Source organism: Clostridium sp. LIBA-8841 (assembly GCF_057782475.1).
In genome coordinates, this window is sequence record NZ_CM173488.1 from 986,291 (window position 1) to 1,012,801 (window position 26,511).

At 29.7% G+C, this 26,511-nt stretch carries 21 protein-coding genes and 1 tRNA gene; 20 read left to right on the plus strand and 2 right to left on the minus strand.

The window, feature by feature from the left end; translation table 11 throughout:
• The first annotated feature begins 17 nt into the window (after positions 1 to 17).
• The 5 genes from purF to purD all read left to right on the plus strand — a co-directional run bounded on the left by purF (position 18) and on the right by purD (position 6,137).
• A complete protein-coding gene (purF, locus tag AC2A4K_RS04180) occupies positions 18 to 1,466 on the plus strand; it encodes an amidophosphoribosyltransferase (RefSeq protein WP_322504220.1) in 1,449 nt (482 codons plus the stop codon).
• Positions 1,467 to 2,468 carry a phosphoribosylformylglycinamidine cyclo-ligase gene (purM, locus tag AC2A4K_RS04185; protein WP_322504219.1) on the plus strand — a complete coding sequence of 334 codons (1,002 nt, stop codon included), beginning with the start codon at positions 1,467 to 1,469 and terminating at the stop codon, positions 2,466 to 2,468.
• On the plus strand, positions 2,456 to 3,070 hold the full coding sequence (gene purN, locus AC2A4K_RS04190) for a phosphoribosylglycinamide formyltransferase (RefSeq protein WP_322504218.1): 615 nt from the start codon (positions 2,456 to 2,458) through the stop codon (positions 3,068 to 3,070). Before purM ends, purN begins: the two co-directional genes overlap by 13 nt.
• 12 nt (positions 3,071 to 3,082) lie before the next feature.
• Positions 3,083 to 4,588, plus strand: coding sequence for a bifunctional phosphoribosylaminoimidazolecarboxamide formyltransferase/IMP cyclohydrolase (gene purH, locus AC2A4K_RS04195; protein ID WP_322504217.1), 1,506 nt, complete (start codon positions 3,083 to 3,085; stop codon positions 4,586 to 4,588).
• A gap of 298 nt (positions 4,589 to 4,886) precedes the next feature.
• On the plus strand, positions 4,887 to 6,137 hold the full coding sequence (gene purD, locus AC2A4K_RS04200; RefSeq protein WP_322504216.1) for a phosphoribosylamine--glycine ligase: 1,251 nt from the start codon (positions 4,887 to 4,889) through the stop codon (positions 6,135 to 6,137).
• A 315-nt stretch (positions 6,138 to 6,452) separates the two neighbouring features.
• Here purD and AC2A4K_RS04205 read toward each other — a convergent pair.
• Positions 6,453 to 6,541, minus strand: a tRNA-Leu gene (locus AC2A4K_RS04205).
• 332 nt (positions 6,542 to 6,873) lie between these two features.
• On the opposite strand from AC2A4K_RS04205, the gene AC2A4K_RS04210 reads away from it, so the two are divergent.
• The 15 genes from AC2A4K_RS04210 (at position 6,874) to aroQ (ending at position 26,097) form a co-directional block, all read left to right on the plus strand.
• Entirely contained in the window at positions 6,874 to 7,236 is a 363-nt protein-coding gene (locus tag AC2A4K_RS04210; protein WP_322504215.1) for a YccF domain-containing protein, read from the plus strand.
• Between the two features lie 439 nt (positions 7,237 to 7,675).
• The gene (locus AC2A4K_RS04215; RefSeq protein WP_322504214.1) at positions 7,676 to 8,218 is read left to right on the plus strand and encodes an NADH peroxidase; all 543 of its coding nucleotides are present in this window, start codon (positions 7,676 to 7,678) and stop codon (positions 8,216 to 8,218) included.
• Between the two features lie 532 nt (positions 8,219 to 8,750).
• Positions 8,751 to 9,398, plus strand: coding sequence for a fructose-6-phosphate aldolase (gene fsa / locus AC2A4K_RS04220; RefSeq protein ID WP_322504213.1), 648 nt, complete (start codon positions 8,751 to 8,753; stop codon positions 9,396 to 9,398).
• A gap of 226 nt (positions 9,399 to 9,624) precedes the next feature.
• Positions 9,625 to 10,506, plus strand: coding sequence for a potassium channel family protein (locus AC2A4K_RS04225; RefSeq protein ID WP_322504212.1), 882 nt, complete (start codon positions 9,625 to 9,627; stop codon positions 10,504 to 10,506).
• Positions 10,507 to 10,658: 152 nt separating this feature from the next.
• Complete coding sequence (locus AC2A4K_RS04230; RefSeq protein ID WP_322504211.1) at positions 10,659 to 15,716, plus strand: endo-alpha-N-acetylgalactosaminidase family protein; 5,058 nt, start codon at positions 10,659 to 10,661, stop codon at positions 15,714 to 15,716.
• Between the two features lie 593 nt (positions 15,717 to 16,309).
• Positions 16,310 to 16,441 carry a hypothetical protein gene (locus AC2A4K_RS04235; RefSeq protein WP_322504210.1) on the plus strand — a complete coding sequence of 44 codons (132 nt, stop codon included), beginning with the start codon at positions 16,310 to 16,312 and terminating at the stop codon, positions 16,439 to 16,441.
• 181 nt (positions 16,442 to 16,622) lie between these two features.
• Entirely contained in the window at positions 16,623 to 17,636 is a 1,014-nt protein-coding gene (gene aroF / locus AC2A4K_RS04240) for a 3-deoxy-7-phosphoheptulonate synthase (RefSeq protein ID WP_322504209.1), read from the plus strand.
• Positions 17,637 to 17,794: 158 nt separating this feature from the next.
• Positions 17,795 to 18,847 (plus strand): 3-dehydroquinate synthase, encoded by a 1,053-nt coding sequence (aroB, locus tag AC2A4K_RS04245; RefSeq protein ID WP_322504208.1) that lies wholly within the window; start codon positions 17,795 to 17,797, stop codon positions 18,845 to 18,847.
• Positions 18,848 to 19,195: 348 nt separating this feature from the next.
• Positions 19,196 to 20,560: a 3-phosphoshikimate 1-carboxyvinyltransferase gene (aroA, locus tag AC2A4K_RS04250; RefSeq protein WP_322504207.1), complete on the plus strand. Its 1,365-nt coding sequence runs from the start codon at positions 19,196 to 19,198 to the stop codon at positions 20,558 to 20,560.
• Positions 20,561 to 20,652: 92 nt separating this feature from the next.
• Positions 20,653 to 21,726: a chorismate synthase gene (gene aroC, locus AC2A4K_RS04255; protein ID WP_322504206.1), complete on the plus strand. Its 1,074-nt coding sequence runs from the start codon at positions 20,653 to 20,655 to the stop codon at positions 21,724 to 21,726.
• Between the two features lie 29 nt (positions 21,727 to 21,755).
• Entirely contained in the window at positions 21,756 to 22,877 is a 1,122-nt protein-coding gene (locus tag AC2A4K_RS04260; protein ID WP_322504205.1) for a chorismate mutase, read from the plus strand.
• A 700-nt stretch (positions 22,878 to 23,577) separates the two neighbouring features.
• Positions 23,578 to 24,393, plus strand: coding sequence for a shikimate dehydrogenase (gene aroE, locus AC2A4K_RS04265; RefSeq protein ID WP_322504204.1), 816 nt, complete (start codon positions 23,578 to 23,580; stop codon positions 24,391 to 24,393).
• Positions 24,394 to 24,567: 174 nt separating this feature from the next.
• On the plus strand, positions 24,568 to 25,077 hold the full coding sequence (locus AC2A4K_RS04270; RefSeq protein ID WP_322504203.1) for a shikimate kinase: 510 nt from the start codon (positions 24,568 to 24,570) through the stop codon (positions 25,075 to 25,077).
• A gap of 24 nt (positions 25,078 to 25,101) precedes the next feature.
• Entirely contained in the window at positions 25,102 to 25,563 is a 462-nt protein-coding gene (locus tag AC2A4K_RS04275) for a GNAT family N-acetyltransferase (protein ID WP_322504202.1), read from the plus strand.
• Positions 25,564 to 25,662: 99 nt separating this feature from the next.
• Entirely contained in the window at positions 25,663 to 26,097 is a 435-nt protein-coding gene (aroQ, locus tag AC2A4K_RS04280) for a type II 3-dehydroquinate dehydratase (RefSeq protein ID WP_322504201.1), read from the plus strand.
• A gap of 20 nt (positions 26,098 to 26,117) precedes the next feature.
• On the opposite strand, the gene AC2A4K_RS04285 is transcribed toward aroQ, so the two are convergent.
• The gene (locus AC2A4K_RS04285) at positions 26,118 to 26,459 is read right to left on the minus strand and encodes a winged helix-turn-helix transcriptional regulator (protein ID WP_322504322.1); all 342 of its coding nucleotides are present in this window, start codon (positions 26,457 to 26,459) and stop codon (positions 26,118 to 26,120) included.
• Between the last annotated feature and the right edge of the window lie 52 nt (positions 26,460 to 26,511).

Genomic DNA, 26,511 nt, shown 5'->3' on the forward strand with positions numbered 1-26,511 from the left:
TAAGAGGAGTAGAAAATATGGTGAAGCCAAATTTTGATATTATGGATCCACAAAACGATAAATTTAAGGATGAATGCGGAGTTTTTGGAGTTTTCGCAAATAAACCAATAGATGTTGCTTCTATAAACTATTATGGACTTTATGCTCTTCAACACAGAGGTCAGGAAAGTGCTGGTATTGCAGTAGCAAATGGAGATGATATAAAGGTTCATAAGGGATTAGGGGTTTTAACTGAAGCCTTTGAAGCTAAAGATTTAGAAGAATTAAGAGAAATTAATGGTCATATATCAATAGGGCATGTTAGGTATTCTACAGCTGGAGCTAAGACTGTTGAGAATGCACAACCTCTAGTTAGTAATACTAAGCTTGGTCCTATATCTACTGCTCATAATGGCAATTTAGTTAATGCTGATGTAATAAGAAGCCTTTTAGAGGATGGGGGACAAGTATTCCATACTAGCGTTGATTCTGAAGTACTTATAAGTTTGATTGCTAAAAGAGCTAATAATAATGGGATTGAGAGAGCAGTTATAGATGCTATATCGGCAGTAAAGGGTTCTTTCGCTATGGTAATAATGACAAAAAATAAGCTTATAGGAATAAGGGATCCTCACGGAATAAGGCCTTTATGCTTAGGAAAGTTTGAAGAGGGATATATATTAACTTCAGAAAGCTGTGCTTTAGATACAATTGGAGCAGAGTTTGTGAGAGATATAAAACCAGGAGAAATTGTAGTTATTGATGAAAATGGTATTAAGAGTTACAGATATTCAGAAAACACTGTTTGTCAAACTTGTGCTTTTGAATACATATACTTTGCAAGACCAGATTCAGTTATAGATGGTTTAGATGTTCAAACTACAAGAGTCAACCAAGGGGAAATATTATTTAAGGAGCATCCAATTGAGGCTGATATTGTAGTAGCTGTTCCAGATTCAGGAATACCGGCGGCTATGGGGTATGCCAAAGCTTCAGGAATTCCTTATGATGTAGGATTTGTGAAAAATAGATATGTAGGAAGAACTTTTATATCACCATCACAGGAAATTAGAGAAAGAGCTGTGGCTGTAAAGCTTAATCCTTTAAAGGTTAATGTAAATGGTAAAAGAGTTGTTTTAATAGATGATTCTATTGTTAGAGGAACAACTTCAAAACATTTAGTCGAGTCTCTAAGAAGAGCAGGTGCTAAAGAAGTTCACTTTTTAGTTGCATCACCAATGGTTAAATATCCATGTTACTTTGGAATTGATACACCATATAGAAGTCAATTAATTGGAGCCAATAGAAGTGTAGAAGAAATTAGAGAAATGATAGGTTGTGATTCTCTAGGATATTTAAGTTTAGAAGGAATGTACGAAAGCTTTGAAGGAAGAAGAAATTTCTGTGTAGGATGTTTCAATGGAGTTTATCCAGTCGCAGCGCCTATGGAAGCTTTAGAGGATAATCTTGAAAGGGTGGAGAATTAGATGTTAACTTACAAAGAAGCAGGAGTAAATATTGAAGAAGGATATAGATCAGTAAAGCTTATAAAAGAATATGCTCAAAAAACAATGAGTGAGTATGTATTAAATGGATTAGGATCTTTTGCTGGTATGGTTGAACTTCCAGAAGGATACAAAAAACCAGTTTTAGTTTCAGGAACAGATGGAGTTGGAACAAAACTTGATATTGCTTGCAAGAAAAGAAAGTTTGACACTGTTGGAATAGACTGCGTTGCAATGTGTGTTAATGATATCTTATGCCATGGAGCTAAACCTTTATTCTTCTTAGATTATATAGCTTGTGGGAAGCTTGAAGCAGAGGTTTCTTCTGATTTGGTAAAGGGAGTAGCTGAAGGATGTCTTCAATCTGACTGTTCTTTAATTGGAGGAGAGACCGCTGAAATGCCAGGTATGTATAAAGAAGGTGACTATGATATTGCTGGTTTTGCAGTAGGAATAGTAGACAAGGATAAAATAATAAATGGTAAGGATATAAAAGCTGGTGACAAGCTTATAGGAATTGCTTCTTCAGGAGTTCATTCAAATGGATATTCTCTTATAAGAAAGGTGTTCGAAAATTTAGATCAAGAGTTTAATGGAAAAGCTGTATGGGAAGAGTTATTAACTCCTACAAAGATTTACGTTAAACCTGTATTAAGACTTATAGAAAAGTTTAATATCAAGGGAATGGCTCACGTAACTGGTGGAGGATTTTATGAAAATCTTCCAAGGATGTTAAGTGGCGCGGGACTTAGTATAGTAATAAATAAAAATAGCTATGAGATTCCAGAAATATTTAGAAAAGTTATGGAGCTTGGAGTTCGTGAAGAAGAAATGTACAATACTTTCAACATGGGAATAGGATTTGTTTTATGTGTTGATGAATCAGAGGTTGAAGGAATTTTAAAAGAACTTTCAGAAGATGGAGAAAAAGCTTTTGAGATTGGGTATATAAATGCTGGAGGTGAAGGAGTTTGTATAAAATAGCTATATTAGCTTCTGGCAGTGGATCTAATCTTCAATCAATTTTAGATAATATAGAAAATGGAAATATAAATGGAGAAGTTTCTTTGGTTATTGGAAGTAAGGATGGAATTTTTGCTTTAGAAAGAGCTGAAAAACAAGGGATAAAAACTTCGGTTGTTTCTAAAAAAGAGTTTGGAGAGAATACTTCAGATGAGATATTAAGACTTGCTAAAGAAAATAATATTGATCTAATAGTATTAGCTGGTTATCTTTCAATATTAAAAGGAAAGCTTTTAGAAGAGTATGGGAATAGGATAATCAACATCCACCCATCTCTTATTCCTTCTTTCTGTGGAAACAAGATGTATGGAATAAATGTACATAAAGCAGCTATAGAAAAAGGAGTAAAATATTCTGGTTGTACAGTTCACTTTGTTAATGATGAAGTTGATGGAGGGGCTATTATTGAACAAGAAATAGTTCAAGTTGATTTTGAAGACACTCCAGAAAGTCTTCAAAAAAAGGTGTTAGAGAAAGAACATATATTACTACCTAAGATTGTTAAGTACTTATGTGAAGAAAAAATAGAAATTAATAATGGAAGAGTAAAAATATTAAACTAGGGAGGTCTTTTCATGAAAAAGAGAGCTTTAATAAGTGTTTTTGATAAAGGTGGAGTTTTAGAACTTGCAAAATTTTTAAGAGATAGAGATGTAGAAATAATCTCAAGTGGTGGAACTTATAGATATTTAAAGGAAAATAACATAGAGGTTAAAGAAATAAGTGAAATAACAGACTTCCCAGAGATGTTAGATGGAAGAGTAAAGACTCTACATCCTTTAGTTCATGCTGGAATATTAGCAATAAGGGATAATGAAGAGCATATGAAAACTTTAGAAGAGAGAGAAATAAACACAATTGATTATGTAGTTGTTAATTTATATCCTTTCTTTGAAAAAGTTAGAGAAGATTTAAGCTTTGAAGAAAAGGTTGAGTTTATTGATATCGGTGGACCAACAATGTTAAGAGCGGCAGCTAAGAATTTTAGAGATGTAGTGGTTCTTTCAGATAAAAAAGATTATGAAAAAGTAATAAATGAAATTAAGGAAAATAACGAAGTTTCATTTAAATTAAGAAAAACTCTTGCAGGAAAGGTATTTAACTTAATGAGTGCTTACGATGCTGCAATTTCTAATTTCTTGTTAGAAGGCGAAGAAGAGCATCCAGAATATCTTTCAGTTTCATATAAGAAGATACAAGATCTTAGATATGGAGAAAACCCTCACCAAGGAGCTGCTTACTATAGTTCAACAGAATTCGATGGTGCTATGAATAGCTTTGATATTCTAAATGGAAAGGCTTTATCTTATAACAACATAAAAGATTTAGATATAGCATGGAAAGTTGCATGTGAATTTGAAGAACCAGCTTGCTGTGCGTTAAAGCATAACACACCTTGTGGAGTAGCTGTAGGGGAAAACTCTAAGGAAGTTTATTTAAAAGCTTATGATGCAGATCCAGTTTCAATATTTGGTGGAATAGTTGCTGTAAATAGAAAGATAGATAAGGCTACAGCAGAAGAAATGGTTAAAATTTTCTTAGAGGTTGTAGCGGCACCTGAGTTCGATGAAGATGCTTTAGAGGTTTTAAGAACTAAGAAAAATTTAAGAGTTATAAAATGTAATAATACTCCTCAAGCTAAAAATTATATGGTAACAGTAGACGGTGGCATATTAGTTCAAGGAGAAGATAATAAGCTTGCTGATGAGTATAAAGTTGTAACAGAAAAACAGCCAACAGAAATGGAATTAAGAGACATGGTTTTCGGAATGAAGGTTGTTAAATATGTAAAATCTAATGCCATAGTAGTTGTGAAGAATGGTGTTGCTACTGGTATTGGTGGTGGACAAGTTAATAGAATTTGGGCTACTAAAGAAGCTTTAGAAAGAGGAAAAGGTGGAGCTGTACTAGCTTCAGATGCTTTCTTCCCATTTAGAGATTGTGTTGATGAAGCTGCTAGAAATGGAATAAAGGCAATAATTCAACCAGGTGGTTCTATGAGAGATGGAGAATCAATAGAAGCTTGTAATGAACATGGAATAAGTATGGTATTTACAGGCATTAGACATTTTAAACATTAGAAATAAGATAAGTTTTAGCTTAATGTTTAAAGCTAAAATAAAGTAAAAATAATTACTTAGCCATAGTTAAATAATTTAAAGCTAAAATGCTTAAGTGAATTATTTAATCTATGGCTAAATAAATTTGTAAAAATTTATTTTATAAACTGTAATTTAAAGCAATTAGGAATATAAAATTAAAATATATTTTGGGAGGTGAATTAGGTTATATAGTTAATTTGTTTTTTTTAGGAATAGTTAATTTAGATATTCTAATAGCTATGTAGAAAATAAGTTTAATTTATATTACCTTTTATATATGAAGATACTTTTAGTTGGATCAGGTGGAAGAGAACATGCTTTAGCATGGAAATTAGGAAAGAGTTCTAGAGTAGATAAGATTTATGTTGCTCCTGGTAATGGAGGAACTGCTAAGGAAGATAAGTGTGAAAATATAGATATTACTAATATAGAAGAACTTTTAGAGTTTGCTAAAAGCAATAATATTGATTTAACTATTGTTGGGCCAGAGGAGCCACTTATTAATGGCATAGTTGATACATTTAAGGAAGCAGGTCTAAAAATATTTGGTCCTGATAAGGCGGGAGCTATGCTTGAAGGTAGCAAGAGCTTTTCAAAGGATTTTATGAAAAAATATGGTGTGAAAACAGCTGATTATGAAGTTTTTTATAATTATGATGAAGCTAAAAGTTATCTAGAAAACTGCAAATATCCAAGAGTTATAAAAGCAGATGGTTTGGCTGCTGGTAAAGGGGTTGTAATATGCGAAAATAAGGATGAGGCAATAGAAACCTTAAATTTATTTATGATAGATGATGTATTTAATGGAGCTGGAAAGAAAATAGTTGTAGAAGAATTTTTACAAGGAGTAGAGGCTTCTATACTTTCGGCAACAGATGGAAAGGTAATACTACCATTTTTATCTGCTAAGGATCATAAACAGATATTTGATGGAAACAAAGGTAAAAATACAGGGGGAATGGGAGTAGTTTGCCCTAACAAGTATGTTACTGAGGATGTTTTAGCTGATTTTTATAAAAATATATTAGATAAAACCTTAGTTGGAATAAGAGAAGAGGGATTTGATTTTAAAGGAGTCATCTTCTTTGGAATAATGATAACAGAGGATGGACCTAAACTTTTAGAATATAATGTTAGAATGGGAGATCCAGAAACACAAAGTGTTTTATCTTTAATGGAAAGTGATTTATTAGAAATAATAGAAAATGCCTTAGATGAAAAATTAGATCAAACTGAGCTTAAGTGGAACAATGGATATTGTGTAAATGTTGTTCTTGCTTCAAAGGGATATCCTGAAGATTATGAAAAAGGTTATGAAATAAACATTGATGAAAGTATTAAAGGAGAGTATTTTATAGCAGGAGCAAAAATTCAAGAAGATTCTTTAGTAACAAGTGGTGGAAGAGTATTATCAGTTATTGGTAAGGGAGAAACTTTAGAGGAAGCAAAAGAAAATGCATATAAAAACATAGCTAAAATTAATTTTGATGGTATGTATTTTAGAACAGATATAGGAACAGCAAAATAAGTTAGTTATTTCAGTAAAATATATAAATTTGTAGATTTAAATTATAATATACTTATGTAAATTAATTAAATATAAGAAAAAATTTTTTAGTGTGAAATAGGAAATGAAGATTTTCTCATTGTATAATTAGATGATTTGAATTTAAAAGGCTTTATTAGAAAAAAATATTAGATATAGTTAAACAATCTAACAGCAGTGAAATTAGTTTGTTTTAGCTATATCTAATAAAAAAATACTCTAATAGAGCTTTTGTGTTTGGACTCATTATTAGTTTTTTTCAAAATAAAAAAACTCTTAAACTAGGTTTAAGAGTTTTGGTGCCGAAGACCGGAATCGAACCGGTACGGTGTGTTAGCACCGCAGGATTTTAAGTCCTGTGCGTCTGCCAGTTCCGCCACTTCGGCATGTCCTGTTGACAATACTTATTATATATACATAAAAGATAAATGTCAACAAAAAAATAAAAATTTTTTTAGAAAAATTACTTAAATTAAAATAAATAGTTCAATAAAATAAAAATAGGGTAATATTAAATTTATAATCATAGAAATAAAGGAAATAATTTAAGAAATTTTTAAGTTAATATTTCTTAAATTATTGATATTATATGCTTTGAATAGTTGAAGTAATTTAAAAAAGATGATATTTTATTTAAAATACTTATTAAATAAAATATTAGCTAAAAGAAGAATTTTTTATATAATAAAGTAAATAAATTTAGGAAGGAGAATATATATTGAGCTGTTTAGGGAATATACTTTGGATGATATTTGGTGGATTTTTTAATGCTATAGGATGGTTATTCTGGGGATGTGTGTGGTGCATAACTATAATAGGAATACCTGTAGGACTACAATGTTTTAAATTAGCAGGATTACAATTTGCTCCATTTGGAAAAGAAGTCGTAACAGTAGATGATGGTGCGGGAAATTTATTATTAAATATATTATGGTTGATTTTTGGAGGGTTTACTCTAGCAATTGGTAATTTAATAAGTGCAGCACTGTTTGCAATTACAATAGTTGGAATTCCATTTGCTATACAATCACTAAAATTAGCTAAATTATCACTTATGCCTTTCGGAAAAGCAGTAAGGTAGTGAAGCAATTTTAATTTGTGTAAGTTTAAATTAATTTCTATATAAGACTAAATTAAAAAGATATAGTTTATTAAGAGATAAAGAGAGTTAGTTCACAACGGCTCTCTTTTTTATTTTTTATAAATATAAGCTAAAAATAACCAGAGTCATTAATCAGAAAATGGAAGTGATAAAATATAAATGATTTCATATTATAAATCATAATTGTATTTACTATATTATAATACAAAAAGATAATTGGATATTATTTTTTATTAAAAGTATAAATTATTTAAAATATATTGATAACAAATAACAATTATTATATAATATTAACAAAGGTTAAGAAAAAATTAACAAATATAGTTTGTAGATTATAAAGAAAGATATTTAAAGAGATAATTTTCTTAATAATCTAGGAACTAAATTATATGAGTACATATTTTAGGAGGTTTTTATTATGAAAAAATTTGTTTGTACAATTTGTGGATATGTTTATGAAGGAGAAAAAGCACCAGAAAAATGTCCAATCTGTGGAGCTGGTTCTGATAAATTCGTAGAACAAAGTGGAGATTTAGATTTCGCTGATGAACATAGAATCGGAGTTGCTAAAGGTGTAGATGAAAGAATAATCGAAGGATTACAAGCTAACTTTACTGGAGAATGTACAGAAATAGGAATGTACTTAGCTATGTCAAGACAAGCTGATAGAGAAGGATTCCCAGAAGTTGCAGAAGCTTATAAGAGAATAGCTTTCGAAGAAGCTGAACATGCTGCTAAATTTGCAGAAATGTTAGGAGAAGTTGTTGAAGCTGATACAAAAGCTAACTTAATAGCAAGAGTAAATGCAGAACAAGGTGCTTGCCAAGGTAAAAAAGACTTAGCTACTTTAGCTAAAGCATTAAACTTAGATGCAATCCATGACACAGTTCATGAAATGTGTAAAGATGAAGCTAGACACGGAAGAGCATTCCAAGGATTATTAAAAAGATATTTTGAATAATAGCAATAAAAAGCTACTTAAGATGTAATCTTAAGTAGCTTTTTTTAATTTATTGGCTATGTTTTAGGTGAATATTAATTTTAAGATAGTACTTTAGACTTATTTAAAAATCAACACTGATTCAAAACATAGTCATTATATAGAATATAAAGTAACCTATAATTTTAATTTCAGTGTTACAATGAAATTTTTATTATTATAAAGAATATTCTTAATTACCATGATAATAATATATTAGAAAGTTTATTAAAAATACAAAATAAAATTAAGAAAATTAATTATATTATTTGTATATGCTTTACATGATAAAGATTACATAGGGAATACTCTAATTATGCAATAGAATATATTAATTTTATAAAATATTATATTATAGCATAATATTTAGAAAAAATAAATTAATAAATTGTAAATTTTAAATAAAATTATTGAATATTTTTTTGTGTGATGTTAATATCTATCTGTGGAAACGATTAAATAAAAGTATGAAATTCAAATTAATATTTGTAAAGCAATGAAAAGGAGAAATGAAATGAAAATATTCATTGATACTGCTAATGTAGAAGAAATAAGAAAAGCTAGTAAATTAGGAGTTTTAGCTGGAGTAACAACTAATCCTTCATTAATAGCTAGAGAAGGTAGAAACATAAAAGAAGTAATTGAAGAAATCTGTAGCATAGTTGATGGGCCAATAAGTGCTGAAGTTATGGCTTTAGAGTGCGATGAAATGGTTAAAGAAGGAAGAGATTTAGCTAAATTACATAAAAATATAGTTATAAAAATACCAATGTGCGAAGAAGGCTTAAAAGCTGTAAGAATATTAGCTAGTGAAGGAATAAGAACAAATGTTACTTTAATATTCTCACCATTACAAGCTTTATTAGCAGCTAGAGCAGGAGCATCATTTGTAAGCCCATTCTTAGGAAGACTTGATGATATAGGAAATCCAGGTATAGAAGTTATAACTCAAATAGCTGAAATGTTTAGCTTACATGGTATAGATACTGAAATAATATCTGCAAGTGTTAGAAATCCAATGCATGTTTTAGACTCAGCTATGGCAGGATCAGATATTGCAACAATACCATATAATGTTATAGTTCAAATGATAAAACATCCTTTAACTGATGCTGGAATGAAGAAATTCATCGAAGATTATAACAAAGCTTTCAATAAATAATAAAAATAATTTCTGAATATACAATATAATTAATACGCATAATTAATTTTTAATACTTTATAAAAATATATTTTTACTTATAGTCAACAATTAATCCCTTAAAAAGAACTATCCATTAGGATAGTTCTTTTTTATTCAATCAATTTATGTTTGTTATATTGATTAAAGTAAATATATAATTATAATAGTTAGTTTATAAAATTTTATGATGTATGGGAGAGCGTTCATGGGAGAATTTATAATTGTTTTTGTTACTGTAATTAGTATAATAATACTTGCTGTTAGAAATAGAAGGATGAAAAAAGATACTAAAAAGTCAATTGTAGAACTCCTTAAAGGAATAAATAGTAGTTATAAGGGAGTTCTTAAGGAAAAATCTTTCTTTTCTAAAATCATACAAGTTACATTAATAGTTTTTGGTGGGATAACATCTTTTGTAAGTATATATACAGGTATAGCAAGAAATGTTAAGTTTGAAAATAAGATTTTTGAAGGTGGATTGAAGGTTATATTAGTTTTAATAGCATTAATAATTGTCCACTATGCCATTGGGTACATATTATATATAAGTTTGAAAATTCAAAGTTTTATAATCAAGGTTGAAAATAAAAATTTAAAAATTGATTTTTTAATAAGTTATTTTTTAATCAGTACTTATTTAGCAGTTTCAATTGTATTTCCTAAAGCTTTTACAGAGAATTTAGCATTAGGCTTAATTGGAATGATTATATGTTATTATTTAAATATGAAAACACTAATAACTCTAATGGTTAACCCTATTAATGTAAAAGGAGCAAAAGAAGAAAGTTTATTTAAAAGAATAATAGTTGCAGCAATATTAATATTATTTATGCTAATTTTAAACCTATATCTTATGGTATGTTTAGTAGGTAGTGTAAATCCAGAGGCATTCACAAATGTTCAAGGAAAATTTGATTTATTCTATTACACAATAATAACATTTGCTACTATTGGATATGGAGATATAGTACCAAATATATTTTTAGCAAAAGTAATTTCTATTTTAATATCAGTAACAAGCGTAGTTTGTATAAGTGTATTTTTAAGTAGTATATTATCATATAAAGAAGAGTTGTCTAAGGAATAGACAGCTTTTTTTGCATTTACAAAAAACTTAATGATAAATAAAACTTTTGTAAATAAATTACATAACAAAGTAGAAAATGTACATGTTAATAAATGTGAAATAAGTATAAAATTGTTTATGTAAACATTTAAATTGTATAGGGGGAGTATAACATGGGTAGAAGATGTATGAATAAAAAAATCGCTGCCATAATAGCTGCGGCAGTTATTATTGGACAATTACCAATTTCAGCACTTGCTACACCTGTAAATGAAGCAGGTAATGAGGTTAAAAATGAAGTTGCTGAAACTGTAACTCATAGTGATGAAGATGTAGAACCATATATTCAAAACTATGATAGACCAGAAGGTATTACATGGACAACTTTAAAAGGAAAAGCAACTACTAGTGTATCAGATGGATTTTTATCATTCACTAATAGTGGTGAAACTAGAGTAATAGAGGATCAATCACCTAATATAAAGAATGGTGAATTAGAAACTAAATTCATAGTTGGAGGTTCTCAAACAGGAATATTATTTAGAGCTACTGAATCAAATTATGGAATGATTAACTATAATTCAGGTACTGGTTGGGTTATAGAAAATGCATCTCAATGGAAAGATATTTCAGGACCTAAGTTAGAAGTCGGAGATGAAGTAATAGTTAAAGCTAGCTTTGTTGAAAAACATGTAACTGTTAATGTTTCAGTTAATGGTGGAGAATTTGAAAAAATATTTGATGAAGAAACAGATATAGTACCAGTACAAGCTGGTAAAGTTGGATATAGAGGTTGGGGTGGTTCTAAAACTACTAAATATGACTATATGAAATACGCTCCTATGACAGTTGATAAGGGACCTATTGTTTCAATAAATGAGACAAATGTAGAAACTTATCCAAGAGTTAAACCTACTTTACCATCAAGTGTTACAGTTAACCATGAGAATGGAATGTCTAGTATTAAGGAAGTTGCTTGGAACTATATCCCTAAGGAAAGTTATTCAAAGCCAGGCACATTTCAAGTAGAAGGAACAGTAGCCGATACTGATATAAAAGCAATAGCTAATGTAACTGTAAGTTCAGATTTAGCATATTATGAAACTGATTTTGAAACAGAGGAAACAAGAGGAGATTGGAAATTAGTAAAGGGAAGTGGAACTCCAACATATGAGGGTGGAACAGCTCAAATTCCTATGAATGGAGTAGCTACAGCTGTTGACATGAATTCACCAGATGTTAAAAACTTTACTTATGAAACAGACTTTACTGTTAACAATGATGGTGGAAGAATAGGGTTATTATTTAGATATGTATCAGAAACTGAGTGGGGAGCTGTTTGTTATGATGCTGGTTCTTGGGTATGGAAAACTGGAGATGGCAAATATGGAGCATTCCCAGGTTCATTCTCATTAGAAGCTGGTAAGACTTATAGAATTAAATTAAAAGTTGAAGATACTAACATAACTATGTGGATAGATGAAGAAAAAATAGGACAAGTTGCTGTATCAAACTTGCCTGATGCTAAAGGAAAGATAGGTTTAACAGGATGGTATGGAAATAAAACGGTCACTTTAGACAACCTTGTTGTTGAAGAGTTGGGTGGATTAATGGCACCTGAAGTAGGACCACTTGAAGAACAAGTAATAGAGTCAGATGATATGAAGGTTGTTTTAGACAATAGATTCCCAACAGTTGTTAGATACGAGTGGAAGGGAACAGAAGATGTTCTAGCTGGAGCAGCTGTAGATGATTTAGAGGCTCAATATATGGTTGAAATTAATGGTGAGAAGAGAATTCCAAAGGTAACTAGTGAATTTGCAAATAATGAAGCTACTTACACATTAAACTTTGAAGATATTGGAATGACTATTACATTAAAGATGACTGTTGATGGAAATAAGTTAAGAATGGAAGTTATAGATATTCAAGAGGGAGAAGTTAAACTTCAAACTTTAAACTTCCCAAATCACAGCTTAGCTTCAGTAAGCAGTTTAAATAATGGTAAAACTGCATCTGTATTAACAACTGGTGACTGGAATAACATTAATGAAGAATTCACAGATGTTGCTAAAGCAAGACCAGGAGTTAAAGGAAAAACTTATGCATTTATAAATGATGATAAGTTTGCTGTTACTGTAAATAATAATACTATTGAAGGTGGAAATAGGGTTGTTTTAACAACTGAAAATGATACTCTTCCAGACAATACAAATTATAAGAAAACTGGAATATCAAATGGTACTTGGACTTACAAGGAAGTTCTTCAAGATGAAACAGCTCAAGGAAGTAAGTTATATCAAGGTGAAATGCCATGGTCAGAGGTTATAATTGCTAGAGATGAAAATGAAGATGGTCAAGTTGATTGGCAAGATGGTGCTATTCAATATAGAGAAAATATGAAGATTCCTGTAGGTGGAGAAGACATAAAGAATCAAATGTCATATATTGATTTTAACATTGGATATACTCAAAATCCATTCTTAAGATCTTTAGATACAATTAAGAAGCTGTCTAACTACACAGATGGATTTGGTCAATTAGTTCTTCATAAAGGATATCAAGGAGAAGGACATGATGACTCTCACCCAGACTACGGCGGACATATTGGTATGAGACAAGGTGGTAAGGAAGATTTTAATACTCTTATAGATGAAGGTAAGAAGTATAATGCTCAAATAGGTGTTCATATAAATGCTACAGAATATGTAATGGATGCTTTTGAATATCCAACTGAGTTAGTTAATGAGAATGCTCCTGGATGGGGATGGTTAGACCAAGCTTATTATGTTAATCAAAGAGAAGATATAATGACTGGTGAATTATTCAGAAGACTTGATATGTTAATGGAAGATGCACCAAACTTAGGTTGGATTTACGTTGACGTTTATACAGGTAATGGATGGAATGCTCATCAATTAGGAGAAAAGATAAATGAATATGGAATTATGATTGCAACAGAAATGAATGGACCATTAGAGCAACATGTTCCATGGACTCACTGGGGTGGAGACCCTGCATATCCAAATAAGGGTAATGCAAGTAAGATAATGAGATTTATGAAAAATGATACTCAAGATTCATTCTTAGCAGATCCATTAGTAAAAGGTAATAAACATTTATTATCAGGTGGATGGGGAACTAGGCATGATATAGAAGGAGCTTATGGTACTGAGGTATTCTACAATCAAGTATTACCAACTAAGTATCTACAACATTTCCCAATTGTTAAAATGGAAGAAAATGAAGTATTATTTGAAAATGGAGTTAAATCAGTTAGAGAGGGTGCTAATATAAACTACTATAGAGATGGTAGACTAGTAGCTACTACTCCAGAAAATTCAATTGGAAGTACAGGAATAGGTGATACTCAATTATTCTTACCTTGGAATCCAATTGATGAAGTAAACAGTGAAAAAATTTATCATTGGAATCCATTAGGAACTACTTCAGAATGGACTTTACCAGAAGGATGGACTTCAGATAATAAAGTTTATTTATATGAATTATCAGATTTAGGAAGAACTTTAGTTAAGGAAGTACCAGTTGTAGATGGAAAAGTTACTTTAGAAGTTAAACAAGATACTCCTTATATAGTAACTAAAGCTCCAGTTGAAGAGGCAAGAATAGATGATTGGGGATATGGTTCTGAAATAGCTGATCCAGGATTTGATTCTCAGACTTTTGATAAGTGGAATAAAGAATCTACAGCTGACAATACAGACCACATCACTATTGAAAACGAAAATGTTCAAAAGAGATTAGGTAACGATGTTCTTAAAATAAGTGGAAATGAAGGTGCTGATGCTAAGATTTCACAAAGTATAAGCGGATTAGAAGAAGGTACAACTTATTCAGTTTCTGCATGGGTTAAGAATGATAATAATAGAGAAGTTACACTAGGAGTTAATGTTGGTGGCGAAGAGGTTACTAACGTAATAACAAGTGGTGGTAAGAGAAGACAAGGAGAAGGTGTTAAGTATATAGATGATACTTTCGTAAGAATGGAAGTAGAATTTACTGTTCCTAAGGGAGTAAATTCAGCTGAGGTTTACTTGAAGGCTTCAGAAGGTGCTGCTGACTCTGTTGTAATAGTTGATGACTTCAGAATTTGGGATCATCCAGGTAAAACAAATAGAGATGGATATGTATTCTATGAAGACTTTGAAAACGTAGATGAAGGAATATCACCATTCTATTTAGCACCAGGAAGAGGACACTCAAATAGATCTCATTTAGCAGAGAAAGATATATCTATAGGTGCTAATCAAAGAATGAATTGGGTTCTTGATGGAAGATTCTCATTAAAGTCTAATCAACAACCAGATGAAACAGGAGAAATGTTAACTACAGACGTTTCATCATTCCAATTGGAGCCAAATAAGACTTATGAATTTGGATTCCTATATTCATTAGAAAATGCTGCTCCAGGATATACTGTGAATATTAAGACTAGAGATGGTGAGAAAGTTGTAAGTATTCCTTTAGAGGCTACTGGTGCAAGCTATGCACAAGATGTTTTCACTAAGACTAAGTCAGTAACTCATAAATTCACAACTGGTGATTTTGATGGAGATTACTACATCACATTAGAAAAAGGTAAAGGATTTAAAGAGGTAATATTAGATAATCTTTATGTTAAAGAAATAGATGATTCAATTGAATCACCTGAATTAGCTCATGTAAACTTAAATACAGTAGAGCATGAATTAGAAATAGGTCAAAGTGTACCATTTGCAGTTAATGCATTAATGAATAATGGAGCAACTGTTAACTTAGAAGAAGCTGAGGTTGAATATAAGATTTCAAACCCAGAAGCTTTAACTATTGAAAATGGAATAATGACTGGTGTGGCTGAAGGCTTTGTTAATGTTCAAGTTGATGTTACTGTTGACGGAAATAAGATTTCTTCAAATTCAGTAAAAGTTAAGGTAGGAGATCCACAAGTTGAAGAAGAGGTTGTTGTTAACCCTGTAAGAAACTTTGAGATTACTAACAAAGATAAGAAGACTGTATCTGTGGCTTGGGAAGCTCCAGAAACAACTTATGGATTAGAAGGATACGTTCTTTACCAAGACGGTAAAAAAGTTGCAGAAATAGGTGCTGATGAAGTTGAATATACTTTCAAGAAATTGAACAGACATACTATTTACAACTTTAAGATTGCAGCTAAATATTCTAATGGAGAGATTTCATCTAAAGAATCATTAACTATTAGAACTGAAAGATAATTAAAAAAATTAATATTTTAGATTGAAGTAAATTTTAGAAGTAGTATGAAATTTAAACTCATACTACTTCTTTTAATTTGGGCTTTGTTTTAGGTGAATGTTGATTTTTAGCTATACTTTCAGACCTAACTTAATTTCGCAAAGTATTGCTATCATCTACTCCAGAATAATAGCTAAAGCTTTTAAACTCGCTACGCTCAAACAGAAAAAGCTTCTTAACGCTATTATTCTTACGTATATGATGCAATACTAGCTGCTCATTAAGATGGTCTTACAGTTCTATCTGAAAATCAACACTAGTTTAAAATATAGACTTAATTTTTAATTTATTTTATAATAAGTTTTTTAAATGAATAATTTAATTAGAGTTGAGTAATATATTTTTAAAAGAATATTTTTTTAGAATTATGTATTTGATTATATGAAAGTATTTTCTTTACTGATTAAAAATATAGAACTATATTTTTATATCAACATATCATAAAATTAAAACTTAAAAAAGTTTTATATTATTGACTTTGAAATTACAAAGTGTATAATAAATTTAAAAAAAGTTTGGAAACAACTGTTTAAAAAATTTTTAGGAGGATGTTATGCTAAATTTATTAGTAAGAGGATTAGTAGCACAATTTTATAGCTTTTACTCTAGCTGGGGCTTTTATTTTAGTGCTGGATATTTTATGTGCAAAAAAAACTATAATCTTTTGACTAATGGGTTTGTATAATTAATTTAATAGATAGTAATATTATAGTAATATCGTATTATAATTTATTGGATAGAACTCATTAAAAATGGGTTCTATTTTTTTATAACTAAATTTTAATAATAAAAGGTTATTAAATAGTTGAGCTTTTAGATTTAGACTATTTTAAATAAAAAGGTTAAAATAAAAAGGAGGGCGAATTATGATAGTTATATTAAAACCAAGAACAAAGGAAGAGGAGATTTTAAAATTGATAAACAAGATTGAATCACTTGGAGTCGAGGCTCAAAGGATTTCTGGAAAAGAAATGTGTGTAGTCGGTTTGGTTGGAGATACAAGTAAAATTGATCCATCTAAATTAGAAGCTAATAAAAATGTAGAAAGAATAATGCATGTTCAAGAGCCTTTCAAAAAGGCAAATAGATTATTCCATCCAGATAACTCAATAATTGATGTCTTAGGAAATAAAATTGGTGGAAAGAAAATAGCCTTAATAGCTGGTCCTTGTTCTGTTGAAAGTGAAGAACAAATTACAGAGATAGCCAAGGAAGTTAAGGAACTGGGAGCAGGTTTCTTAAGAGGTGGCGCATTTAAACCAAGAACTTCACCATATAGTTTCCAAGGATTAGAGCTTGAAGGATTAGAGCTTCTTAAAAAAGCTAAGGAAAAAACAGGACTTCCAATAGTTACAGAGATAATGTCAACTAATATGATAGAAAAGTTTGTTCAGGATGTTGATGTTATTCAAGTTGGAGCAAGAAATATGCAAAACTTTGATCTTTTAAAGGAGCTTGGAAAGACAAATAAGCCTATTCTTTTAAAAAGAGGATTATCGGCAACAATAGAAGAATTAATAATGTCAGCAGAATACATTATGGCTGGTGGAAATGAAAATGTAATTCTTTGTGAAAGAGGAATTAGAACATTTGAGACTTACACAAGAAATACTTTAGACTTAAGTGCTATACCTGCTATTAAAAAATTAAGTCATCTACCAGTAATTGTTGACCCAAGCCATGCAGCGGGAAAGGCATGGATGGTAGAACCACTATCAAAAGCGGCAATAGCTGTTGGAGCTGATGGATTAATAATAGAGGTTCACAATGATCCAGCTAATGCATTATGTGATGGACAGCAATCAGTTAAGCCAGAAGAATACGGTAAGCTTTTAGATGATTTAAGAGCTATAGCAAATGCTGTTGGTAGAGAATTATAAAAGAGCATTTAATTTAGTGGGAGTTTTTACTCCCATTAAATTTATAGTTAATTAGGCAATACAATTTAATATTTGGTTTTTAATGTTTACAGGGTAAGATTAAAGGTGCTTTGGCTTTTAAAACATAGCTAAAAATTAAAGTGTTTGGAGTGAGAAAAATGAAAGTTTTAAGAGTTAATTTAGAAGAGAAAAGTTACGATATAGTTATTCAAAAGGATTTAAAAGATTATTTTGGAGAATACATAAAGACTGTATTTGATGGAAAGAAAGTAGCTATTATAACAGATGATAATCTAAATGATATATATGGAGAAAGTATAAAAACTAATATAGAAAATGAAGGGTTCGAAATTAAAATTATTTCTGTTAAACCAGGAGAAAAGAGTAAGTCTTTTGACACATTACCAGGTATATATAATGAACTTTTAGATTTAAAGCTAACAAGAAGCGATTTAATTATAGCCTTAGGTGGGGGAGTCGTTGGAGATTTAGCTGGATTTGTGGCATCAACCTTCTTAAGAGGAATTGATTTTATACAAATACCTACATCATTATTAGCTCAGGTTGACTCAAGTGTTGGAGGGAAGGTTGCTGTTGACTTAGAAAGAGGAAAGAACTTAGTAGGAAGCTTCTATCATCCTAAATTAGTATTAATAGATCCAAATATGCTTGGAACTCTTCCAGAAAAGTATTTTAATGATGGTCTTGGAGAAGTAATAAAGTATGGATGTATAAAAAGTAAAGAGCTATTTGAAAAGTTAGAAGGTTTTGAGAACAAAGAGGATTTAAAAGAAAATATAGGCGATATTATTTATGAATGTTGCGATATAAAAAGAGAAGTTGTTGAAAATGATGAGAAGGATTTAGGAGAGAGAATGGTTTTAAATTTTGGTCATACTTTAGGGCATGCTATAGAGCAAATTTATAACTATGAAACTTATTCTCATGGGGAAGCTGTTGCCATAGGAATGAACATGATAAGTAAGATTGCTGAAGAAAAGGAACTTACTAAAAAAGGAACAGCTGAAAGAATTGAAAAGTTACTAAAAAAATATGGGTTAGGAACTGACGTAAATATTGAAGATAATGGATTAGCAAGAGAGGCTATTAAGTTAGATAAGAAGAACTTAAATGGAAGCTTAAATGTTATTCTTTTAAAAGATATTGGAGAAAGCTATATATACAATACAACTGTTGAATTCTTTGAATAAAGCGGTATGTTTTAGGTGAATATTAATTTTAAGCTAGCCCTTCAGACCTAGCTTAATTTCGTAAAGAGTTTCTATTATCTATTCGAGAATAATAGCTAAGGGTTAAGTGAAAGTCCAAATTTTTAATTTGGTATCTTGAACTTATGCAATCGAACTAACTGAGATTGTATTCCTTTTAGATTCCGCGTCGAACAAAAGAAGCCTCTTAACGCTATTATTCTTTCATAGATAATGAAACTCTAATTACTCATTAAGATGGTCTTACAGTTCTATCTAAAAATTAATATTAGGTTAAATCAATATTAGATTACAATGTGACTGAAAATTAAGTATAGGGAGTGGGTAAAGGTGAAAAAGGTAATTATAACTCCTAGTAAGTTAAAGGGGAAGGTTAAAATACCTCCTTCAAAGAGCAGGGCTCATAGAGCTATCATTTGTGCCTCTTTAAGTAAAGGAGAAAGTATTATTACTAATATAGATTTTTCAGAAGATATTATTGCTACTATGGAAGGAATGAAATCCTTAGGAGCAGATATTCAAGTAGAAAAAGATAAACTAATTATAAATGGAGAAAAGATTTTTAAATCTTTTAAGGAAAAAATTATTGATTGTAATGAATCAGGTTCAACTTTAAGATTTTTGGTGCCTATATCTTTAATCGAAGAGAATAAGGTTAATTTTATAGGAAGAGGAAACTTGGGAAAAAGACCATTAAAGACTTATTATGAAATATTTGAAGAGCAAGGAATTCAGTATTCTTATAAAGAAGGAGAACTTGATTTAAAGATAGATGGTGCTTTAAAAGGTGGAGAATTTAGAGTTAAGGGAAATATAAGTTCTCAATTTATAAGTGGTTTATTATTTACCCTTCCTTTATTAAAAGAAGATTCAAAGATAATAATAACTACAGAACTTGAATCTAAGGGGTATATAGACTTAACTTTAGATATGATAGAAAAGTTCGGTGTAATAATAGAAAATAGAGATTACAAAGAGTTTTTAATAAAAGGGAATCAAAATTACAAGCCTATGGATTATAAAGTTGAAGGTGACTATTCTCAGGCTGCTTTCTATTTTTCAGCAGGGGCCTTAGGTAATAATGTTGAATGTCTTGATTTAGATCTAAATTCTTATCAAGGGGATAAAGAGTGTATTGAGATTTTAGAGAGAATGGGATGTAATATATTAAAAGATGATTTTATAGAAAGAAAACATAATAAGCAATGTAATTTAGAAGGAAATTGCATAAATAATAATCCTAAAGAAGTTAATAATGAGTATTTAGAAGAATTAGCATTGAAAATAGTTGGAGGAAATTTAAAAAGTACTATTATAGATGCTTCTCAATGTCCAGATATAATTCCTGTTTTAACTGTGGTTGCAGCTTTAAGTGAAGGAGAAACTAGAGTTATAAATGGAGAAAGGCTCAGAATTAAGGAGTGTGACAGGTTAAATGCAATATGCACAGAGCTTAATAAGTTAGGAGCAAATATAAGAGAGCTAGAAGATGGGCTTATAATAAATGGAGTTAAAGAGTTAAATGGTGGAGTTGTTTATAGTCACAAAGACCATAGAATAGCTATGAGTTTAGCTATTGCTTCAACTAGATGTAATGATAAAGTTATTATAGAGGAACCTGATTGTGTTAAAAAATCTTATCCTGGTTTTTGGGAGGATTTTAAGATGTTAGGCGGAATATTAAGTGAAAATTAAAAGTTTTAATTTATTTGAAATATAATTATAAAATATCATAGATTGAAAGGAGGGAGTTATTAGGGGGAGGATAGAACCCTAATAGCAAACCAATGGGCGGAGTTTGGGGCAATAAGATAAAGTTATCTATATTCGGTGAATCTCATGGAGAAGGAATAGGAATAGTTGTAGATGGAATAGAGCCTGGGATTAAAATTAATGTTGAAAATATAGAAAAAGACATGGAAAGAAGAGCACCGGGAAGAAATAATTTATCAACTCAAAGAAAAGAAGGAGATAAACCGGAAATATTAAGTGGAATATTTAATGGAATGACTACTGGAGCTCCTATTTCCATGATAATAAGAAATACAGATAAGAGATCAAGAGATTATTCTAAAATAAAAGATGTTATGAGACCAGGACATGCAGATTTTCCAGGGTACGTTAGATATAAAGGATTCAATGACTATAGAGGAGGCGGCCATTTCTCAGGAAGAATAACTGCACCCTTAGTTTTTGCTGGAGCCTTAGCAAAGGAAATTCTTAAAGAAAAAGAAGTGTTTATTGGTTCTCATATTAAACAAGTTGGAAAGGTAAAAGATTCTTCTTTTGACTCATTAAGATTAAGCAAAGAAGATTTAGAAGTGTTACTTAATAAAGAACTTCCAGTAATAGATAGTAACAAGATAGAAGAGATTAAAGAAGAAATTACTTCATATAGAATGGAAGGCGATTCTATTGGGGGGATTGTTGAGTGTGGAATAGTGGGCTTAGATGCTGGAGTAGGAAATCCATTTTTTGATTCCTTAGAGAGTACTATAGCTCATTTAGCTTTTTCAGTTCCTGCTGTAAAAGGAATCGAGTTTGGAAAAGGATTTGATTTTGCCAATATGAAAGGCTCTGAAGCCAATGATGAATACTTCATAGAAGATGGAAATGTTAAAACATATTCTAATAATAATGGTGGAATAACTGGAGGGATTTCTAATGGAATGCCAGTTATATTTAAGGTTGTTATAAAACCAACTCCTTCAATTTCAAAGGAACAAAGAAGTATAAACATTAAAAATATGGAGTGTGAAACTTTAAGTGTAACGGGAAGACATGATCCTTGTATAGTTCAAAGAGCGTTAGTTGTTATAGAAGCTATTGCTGCCCTTTCAATTTTAGAATTAATGAGATAAGATAATTTTTAAGAAGAGAGGTGGAAGTTTTGAGTGATAAATTAGCTCAGTGTAGGGATAAAATTGATGCAATAGATAAAGAGCTTATGAGACTTTTTGAAGAACGAATGAATGTTGTTTTAGATGTTGCAAGTTATAAGCAAGAAAACAATATGGCTATTTTTCATAAAGATAGAGAAAATCAAGTCATAGAGAAAAACCTAAAGAGAGTAGAGAATAAAGAACTTTTACCTTATGCAGAAGAAATGCTTCATGCCTTAATGGATATAAGTAAGGAGTATCAACAACATAAAATTGGTATGAGAGAAATTCCACTCAGTAAAGGAAATAAAATAAACATTGGATTTCAAGGAGAAAAGGGATCTTTTAGTGAAGAGGCTTTAATTGAATATTTTGGAGAAGAATATGGAACATTTAGTTTTGAAGAGTTTGAAGATGTCTTTGAAGCCTTAAAATTTAGAAGAATAGATTATGGAGTATTACCAATAGAAAACTCTTCAACAGGATCTATTACAGATATATATGATTTATTAAATAAATATGGTTTTCATATTGTTGGAGAAAAAAATTTAAGAATAGAGCATAATCTAATAGGAATTAGAGGAGCACAGCTTAAGGATATTAAGGAGATATATTCCCATTTACAAGGCTTTGAACAAAGTAGTGAGTTTTTAAAAAGTTTAAAAGGATGTAAGAAGATACCTTATTATAACACGGCTATAAGTGCAAAGTATGTAAGTGAATGTGGAGATAAAAGTAAAAGTGCAATTGGAAGTAAAAGAGCTGCTGATATATATGATCTTGAAGTTTTAAAGGCAAGTATAAATAATGTTAAGGAAAATTACACAAGATTTATAATTATAGGTAGAGAACTAGAGAGTAATGAGTTATGTGATAAAATGACAATAAGTTTTTCTCTTCCTAATAAGGTTGGCTCTCTTTATGATAAATTAAAGATATTCTCAGAAAATAAAGTGAATATGAGAAAAATTGAGTCTAGACCTATAGGAGATGGAACTTTTAGTTATTTATTTTATATTGATATAGATGGAAATATAAATGATGAATCCATAAAAGATATCCTAAATTATTTAAGGGATTCCATAAGTGACTACAGAATTTTAGGGTGTTATAAAAGAGCTGAGTTTTAGTTTGTTTATAAATAATGGGTGTCAAATTTACATGACATCCATTTGTTTTAATAAAGAATAAATTTTTCTTTAATATCCCATATAAGAAAAATTAAAGGAGTAGAATAATAATTATTATTAAATAATTATTATAAGAATAAAGAAGGTATTAAATTTGGAAATTAAAGCTTTGATTAGATTTTTGAAGTTATTAATATTAATAACTTTTATATTTATATTAACTACTAGTAATTTTGCTATAAAGGCATTTTTGGCCGTTATGGAATTTATCTTTTCAATTATATTTTATAAAGTAAAAAAAATATAAAATATAGCACTGTTAATTAGTGTATATTTTTTTTAGTTACATATTCCTATTAAAACAATTTATAAAATATAAAAGACACCTAGCAGGGTAACTAGGTGTCTTGCATGAACTTGTGTATTTGGTTTTGGATATTTAAACGATAAAACTTAAAATTATCATTAATCTTTTGACAGGGGATGTAAAAAGATTAATTGACTTAATTAATTTATAAGTTTTTTCAATTTTAGTTAAACATAGAATTATGAATTAATTATGGAGTTTTATATAGTAATAAACAAGGTGAAATATGATAAGATAAAATCTTTTTTAGTTAAACTTTTATGATATTGACTAAGTATATAAGAAAAAGTTAGATTTTATAATTTCTTAATATAGATGAAGCGGGGTGATTTTTTGAAAGTCTTTGGATTAATAGGTGAAAAGTTAGGACATAGTCTTTCACCAAGTATACACAATAAAGTTTTTAAAGATAACAATATAGATGGACTATATAATCTTTTTTCTGTAAAACAGGAATACAAAGATAGAATATTAGAAAGTTTAAAAACTTTAGGGGTAACTGGATGTAATGTTACAATACCTTATAAGGAAGTTGTAATGAAACAATTAGATTTTATTTCAAAGGAAGCAGATGCTATAGGAGCAGTAAATACAATATTAATAAAAGAAGGAAAATCCTACGGATATAATACAGATTATTATGGTTTTGGAAAAATGCTAGAGAGAGCAGAAATTAATATTGAGGGAAATAGCTTTTTTGTCCTTGGAGCGGGTGGCGCTGCCAGAAGTATCTTAAAATATTTAGAAGATAACAAGGCTAGCAAAATAGTTTTACTTTCTAGAGATAAACATAAAGCCATTGAAAAATTTAAGGGGTTTAAAATTCAATTTATGAGCTATGAAGAATTAGAAGAAGTTAAAGGAGAATTTGCTTTAGTAAATACAACTCCTTGTGGTATGTATCCTAATATTGATTCAGTAGCAGTATCTGAGGAAGTGATAAAAAACTTTAAAGTTGCTATAGATATAGTTTATAATCCTTTAGAAACTAAATTTTTAAAGCTTGCGAAAAAGCATGGACTTAAAACAGTTGATGGTTTGTTTATGTTAGTTGGACAAGGCGTTAAGGCTGAGGAAATATGGAATGGCATAAGTGTAAATAAGAGTACTGAGGAAGAAATTTATGAGGATTTAAAATGTAAATTTTAAAATAAATAATTTAGAGATAATATTATATTTTAAATTATAAAATTCTTAAGGTTAATTTTGTAATAAAAAAGTGTTAAATTAAATCCCAAAATTAGTTAAATGTGATATAAATTAATTATAAATATAAAATATTAGTTTAGGGAAAGAAAAACATTGAGAAAAGGGGATTAATATATGAAAAAAAGAGGAGTACTTTTAATTGGAATGCCTGGATCAGGAAAAACAACTATAGGTAGAGAGCTTTCAAAGGCATTAAAAATGAATTTTATAGATATTGATGAATTCATAGAAAAAAGTACAGGAAAAGAAATTAAGGAGCTTTTTGCTCAAGGAGAAGAGGTTTTTAGAGATTTAGAAAGTAAAAGTTGTGAGCTTTTATCAACTTTAAAAAATGTAGTTATATCTTCAGGTGGTGGTATAATCACAAAGGAAGAAAATATGAGCAATTTTAAAGAGTTTGTAACTGTTTTTATAAACAGACCTTTGGATTTAATTATGGAAGATATAGATACAGAAGGAAGACCACTTTTATGGGCTGGAAAAGAAAGACTTACTAATTTATATAGAGAAAGAATTGATTTATACAAAAAGTATAATGATATAGAAATTATAAATGATGGAAGTGTTGAAGATGCTGTTAGAGGTATAGTTAGGGCTATTTCTGAATTAAGTTTGGAAAATTAATAATGGTTCTTAGGAGAATCTGTTATGTATATTAGGAATTATAAGCCAGAGGATTGCAGAGAAATTATAAATTTATTTTATGAGACTGTCCATACAGTCAATAAAAGAGATTATACAGAGGCTCAATTAAATGTATGGGCTACGAAAAATATAAATTCGGAATTATGGAATAAGTCATTTTTGAAAAATTTTACTGTAGTTGCTTGTGAAGATGATTTGATTATAGGCTTTGGAGATATTACTGACACTGGGTATTTAGATAGGCTTTATGTTCATAAGGATTATCAAAGAAAAGGAGTAGCTACTAAGATAGTGGATTCTTTAGAAAACTATGCTAAAAAGTCAGGGGTTAGTATTATGAGTACCGAAGCATCTATAACAGCTAAAAATTTTTTCAGGGATAAAGGCTATAAAGTAATAAAATCTCAGCAAGTTAAACGAGGAAATGAATTACTTGAAAATTTTGTTATGGAAAAGAAAATATAGTGGTTTTAATATTATTCACGTATAAGTAGAAACTTCTAAATAGAAAGTAGGTGAATTTTAACCAACAGAAAAAACTAGATTAGTTTGGTTAAAGATATTATGAAAATAATGGTTATAAATGGACCTAATTTAAATCTTTTAGGGATTAGAGAAAAAGATATTTATGGTGCTAAAGATTTTAATCAGGTTATTAGTTATATAGAAGAAGAAGGAAAAAGCTTAGGACTAAACATAAGCTGTTTTCAAAGCAACATAGAAGGTGAAATAATAAATTTCATTCATAATGCATATTTTGAAAAGTATGATGGAATAATTATAAACCCTGGGGCCTATACTCATTATAGTATAGCAATTTATGATGCTTTAAAAGGTGTTAAAATACCAACTGTTGAAGTGCATTTAAGCAATATCCATAAAAGAGAAGAGTTTAGACATAAATCAGTTACAGCACCTGCTTGTATTGGTCAGATAAGTGGATTTGGCGAATACGGATATGTTATGGCAATGAATGCATTAAAAAATCATATTAAATAAAAATAAGCTCCTTCAAAGTTTTACTTTGAAGGAGTTTCTAAGTTGCCAAAGTATTTTCTAGACCAATCTTCCAAACATTCTAAGACTGGTGCAAGCTCTTTTCCTTTTTCACTTAGATAATATTCAACTCTTGGAGGATTCTCATCGTAAACTATCTTTTTGACAAGTTCATCTTCTTCTAATTCCTTAAGTTTTTCAGTTAACACTTTATGGCTTATTCCACACGTGATTCTCTGAAGTTCAAGGAATCTTTTTTCGCCTTTATTTAAGTGACACAAAATAACTGCCTTCCATTTGCCGCGTATAAGTTCCATTGCTAAATCTAATAGGCAGACATAGTTTTTATCTTTATATTTCAACAAAGTTATCATCTCCAAAATTTGTTTCTATTTTAAAATCTAATGATAACATTAT

Coding starts and splice junctions, on each gene's coding strand:
- aroC (WP_322504206.1), top strand. CDS start 20,653: ATGGGCGGAGTTTGGGGCAATAAGATAAAGTTATCTATATTCGGTGAA.
- AC2A4K_RS04235 (WP_322504210.1), top strand. CDS start 16,310: ATGCTAAATTTATTAGTAAGAGGATTAGTAGCACAATTTTATAGCTTT.
- AC2A4K_RS04270 (WP_322504203.1), top strand. CDS start 24,568: ATGAAAAAAAGAGGAGTACTTTTAATTGGAATGCCTGGATCAGGAAAA.
- aroF (WP_322504209.1), top strand. CDS start 16,623: ATGATAGTTATATTAAAACCAAGAACAAAGGAAGAGGAGATTTTAAAA.
- purM (WP_322504219.1), top strand. CDS start 1,467: ATGTTAACTTACAAAGAAGCAGGAGTAAATATTGAAGAAGGATATAGA.
- purH (WP_322504217.1), top strand. CDS start 3,083: ATGAAAAAGAGAGCTTTAATAAGTGTTTTTGATAAAGGTGGAGTTTTA.
- aroQ (WP_322504201.1), top strand. CDS start 25,663: ATGAAAATAATGGTTATAAATGGACCTAATTTAAATCTTTTAGGGATT.
- fsa (WP_322504213.1), top strand. CDS start 8,751: ATGAAAATATTCATTGATACTGCTAATGTAGAAGAAATAAGAAAAGCT.
- AC2A4K_RS04215 (WP_322504214.1), top strand. CDS start 7,676: ATGAAAAAATTTGTTTGTACAATTTGTGGATATGTTTATGAAGGAGAA.
- AC2A4K_RS04225 (WP_322504212.1), top strand. CDS start 9,625: ATGGGAGAATTTATAATTGTTTTTGTTACTGTAATTAGTATAATAATA.
- AC2A4K_RS04275 (WP_322504202.1), top strand. CDS start 25,102: ATGTATATTAGGAATTATAAGCCAGAGGATTGCAGAGAAATTATAAAT.
- purD (WP_322504216.1), top strand. CDS start 4,887: ATGAAGATACTTTTAGTTGGATCAGGTGGAAGAGAACATGCTTTAGCA.
- purF (WP_322504220.1), top strand. CDS start 18: ATGGTGAAGCCAAATTTTGATATTATGGATCCACAAAACGATAAATTT.
- aroB (WP_322504208.1), top strand. CDS start 17,795: ATGAAAGTTTTAAGAGTTAATTTAGAAGAGAAAAGTTACGATATAGTT.
- AC2A4K_RS04230 (WP_322504211.1), top strand. CDS start 10,659: ATGGGTAGAAGATGTATGAATAAAAAAATCGCTGCCATAATAGCTGCG.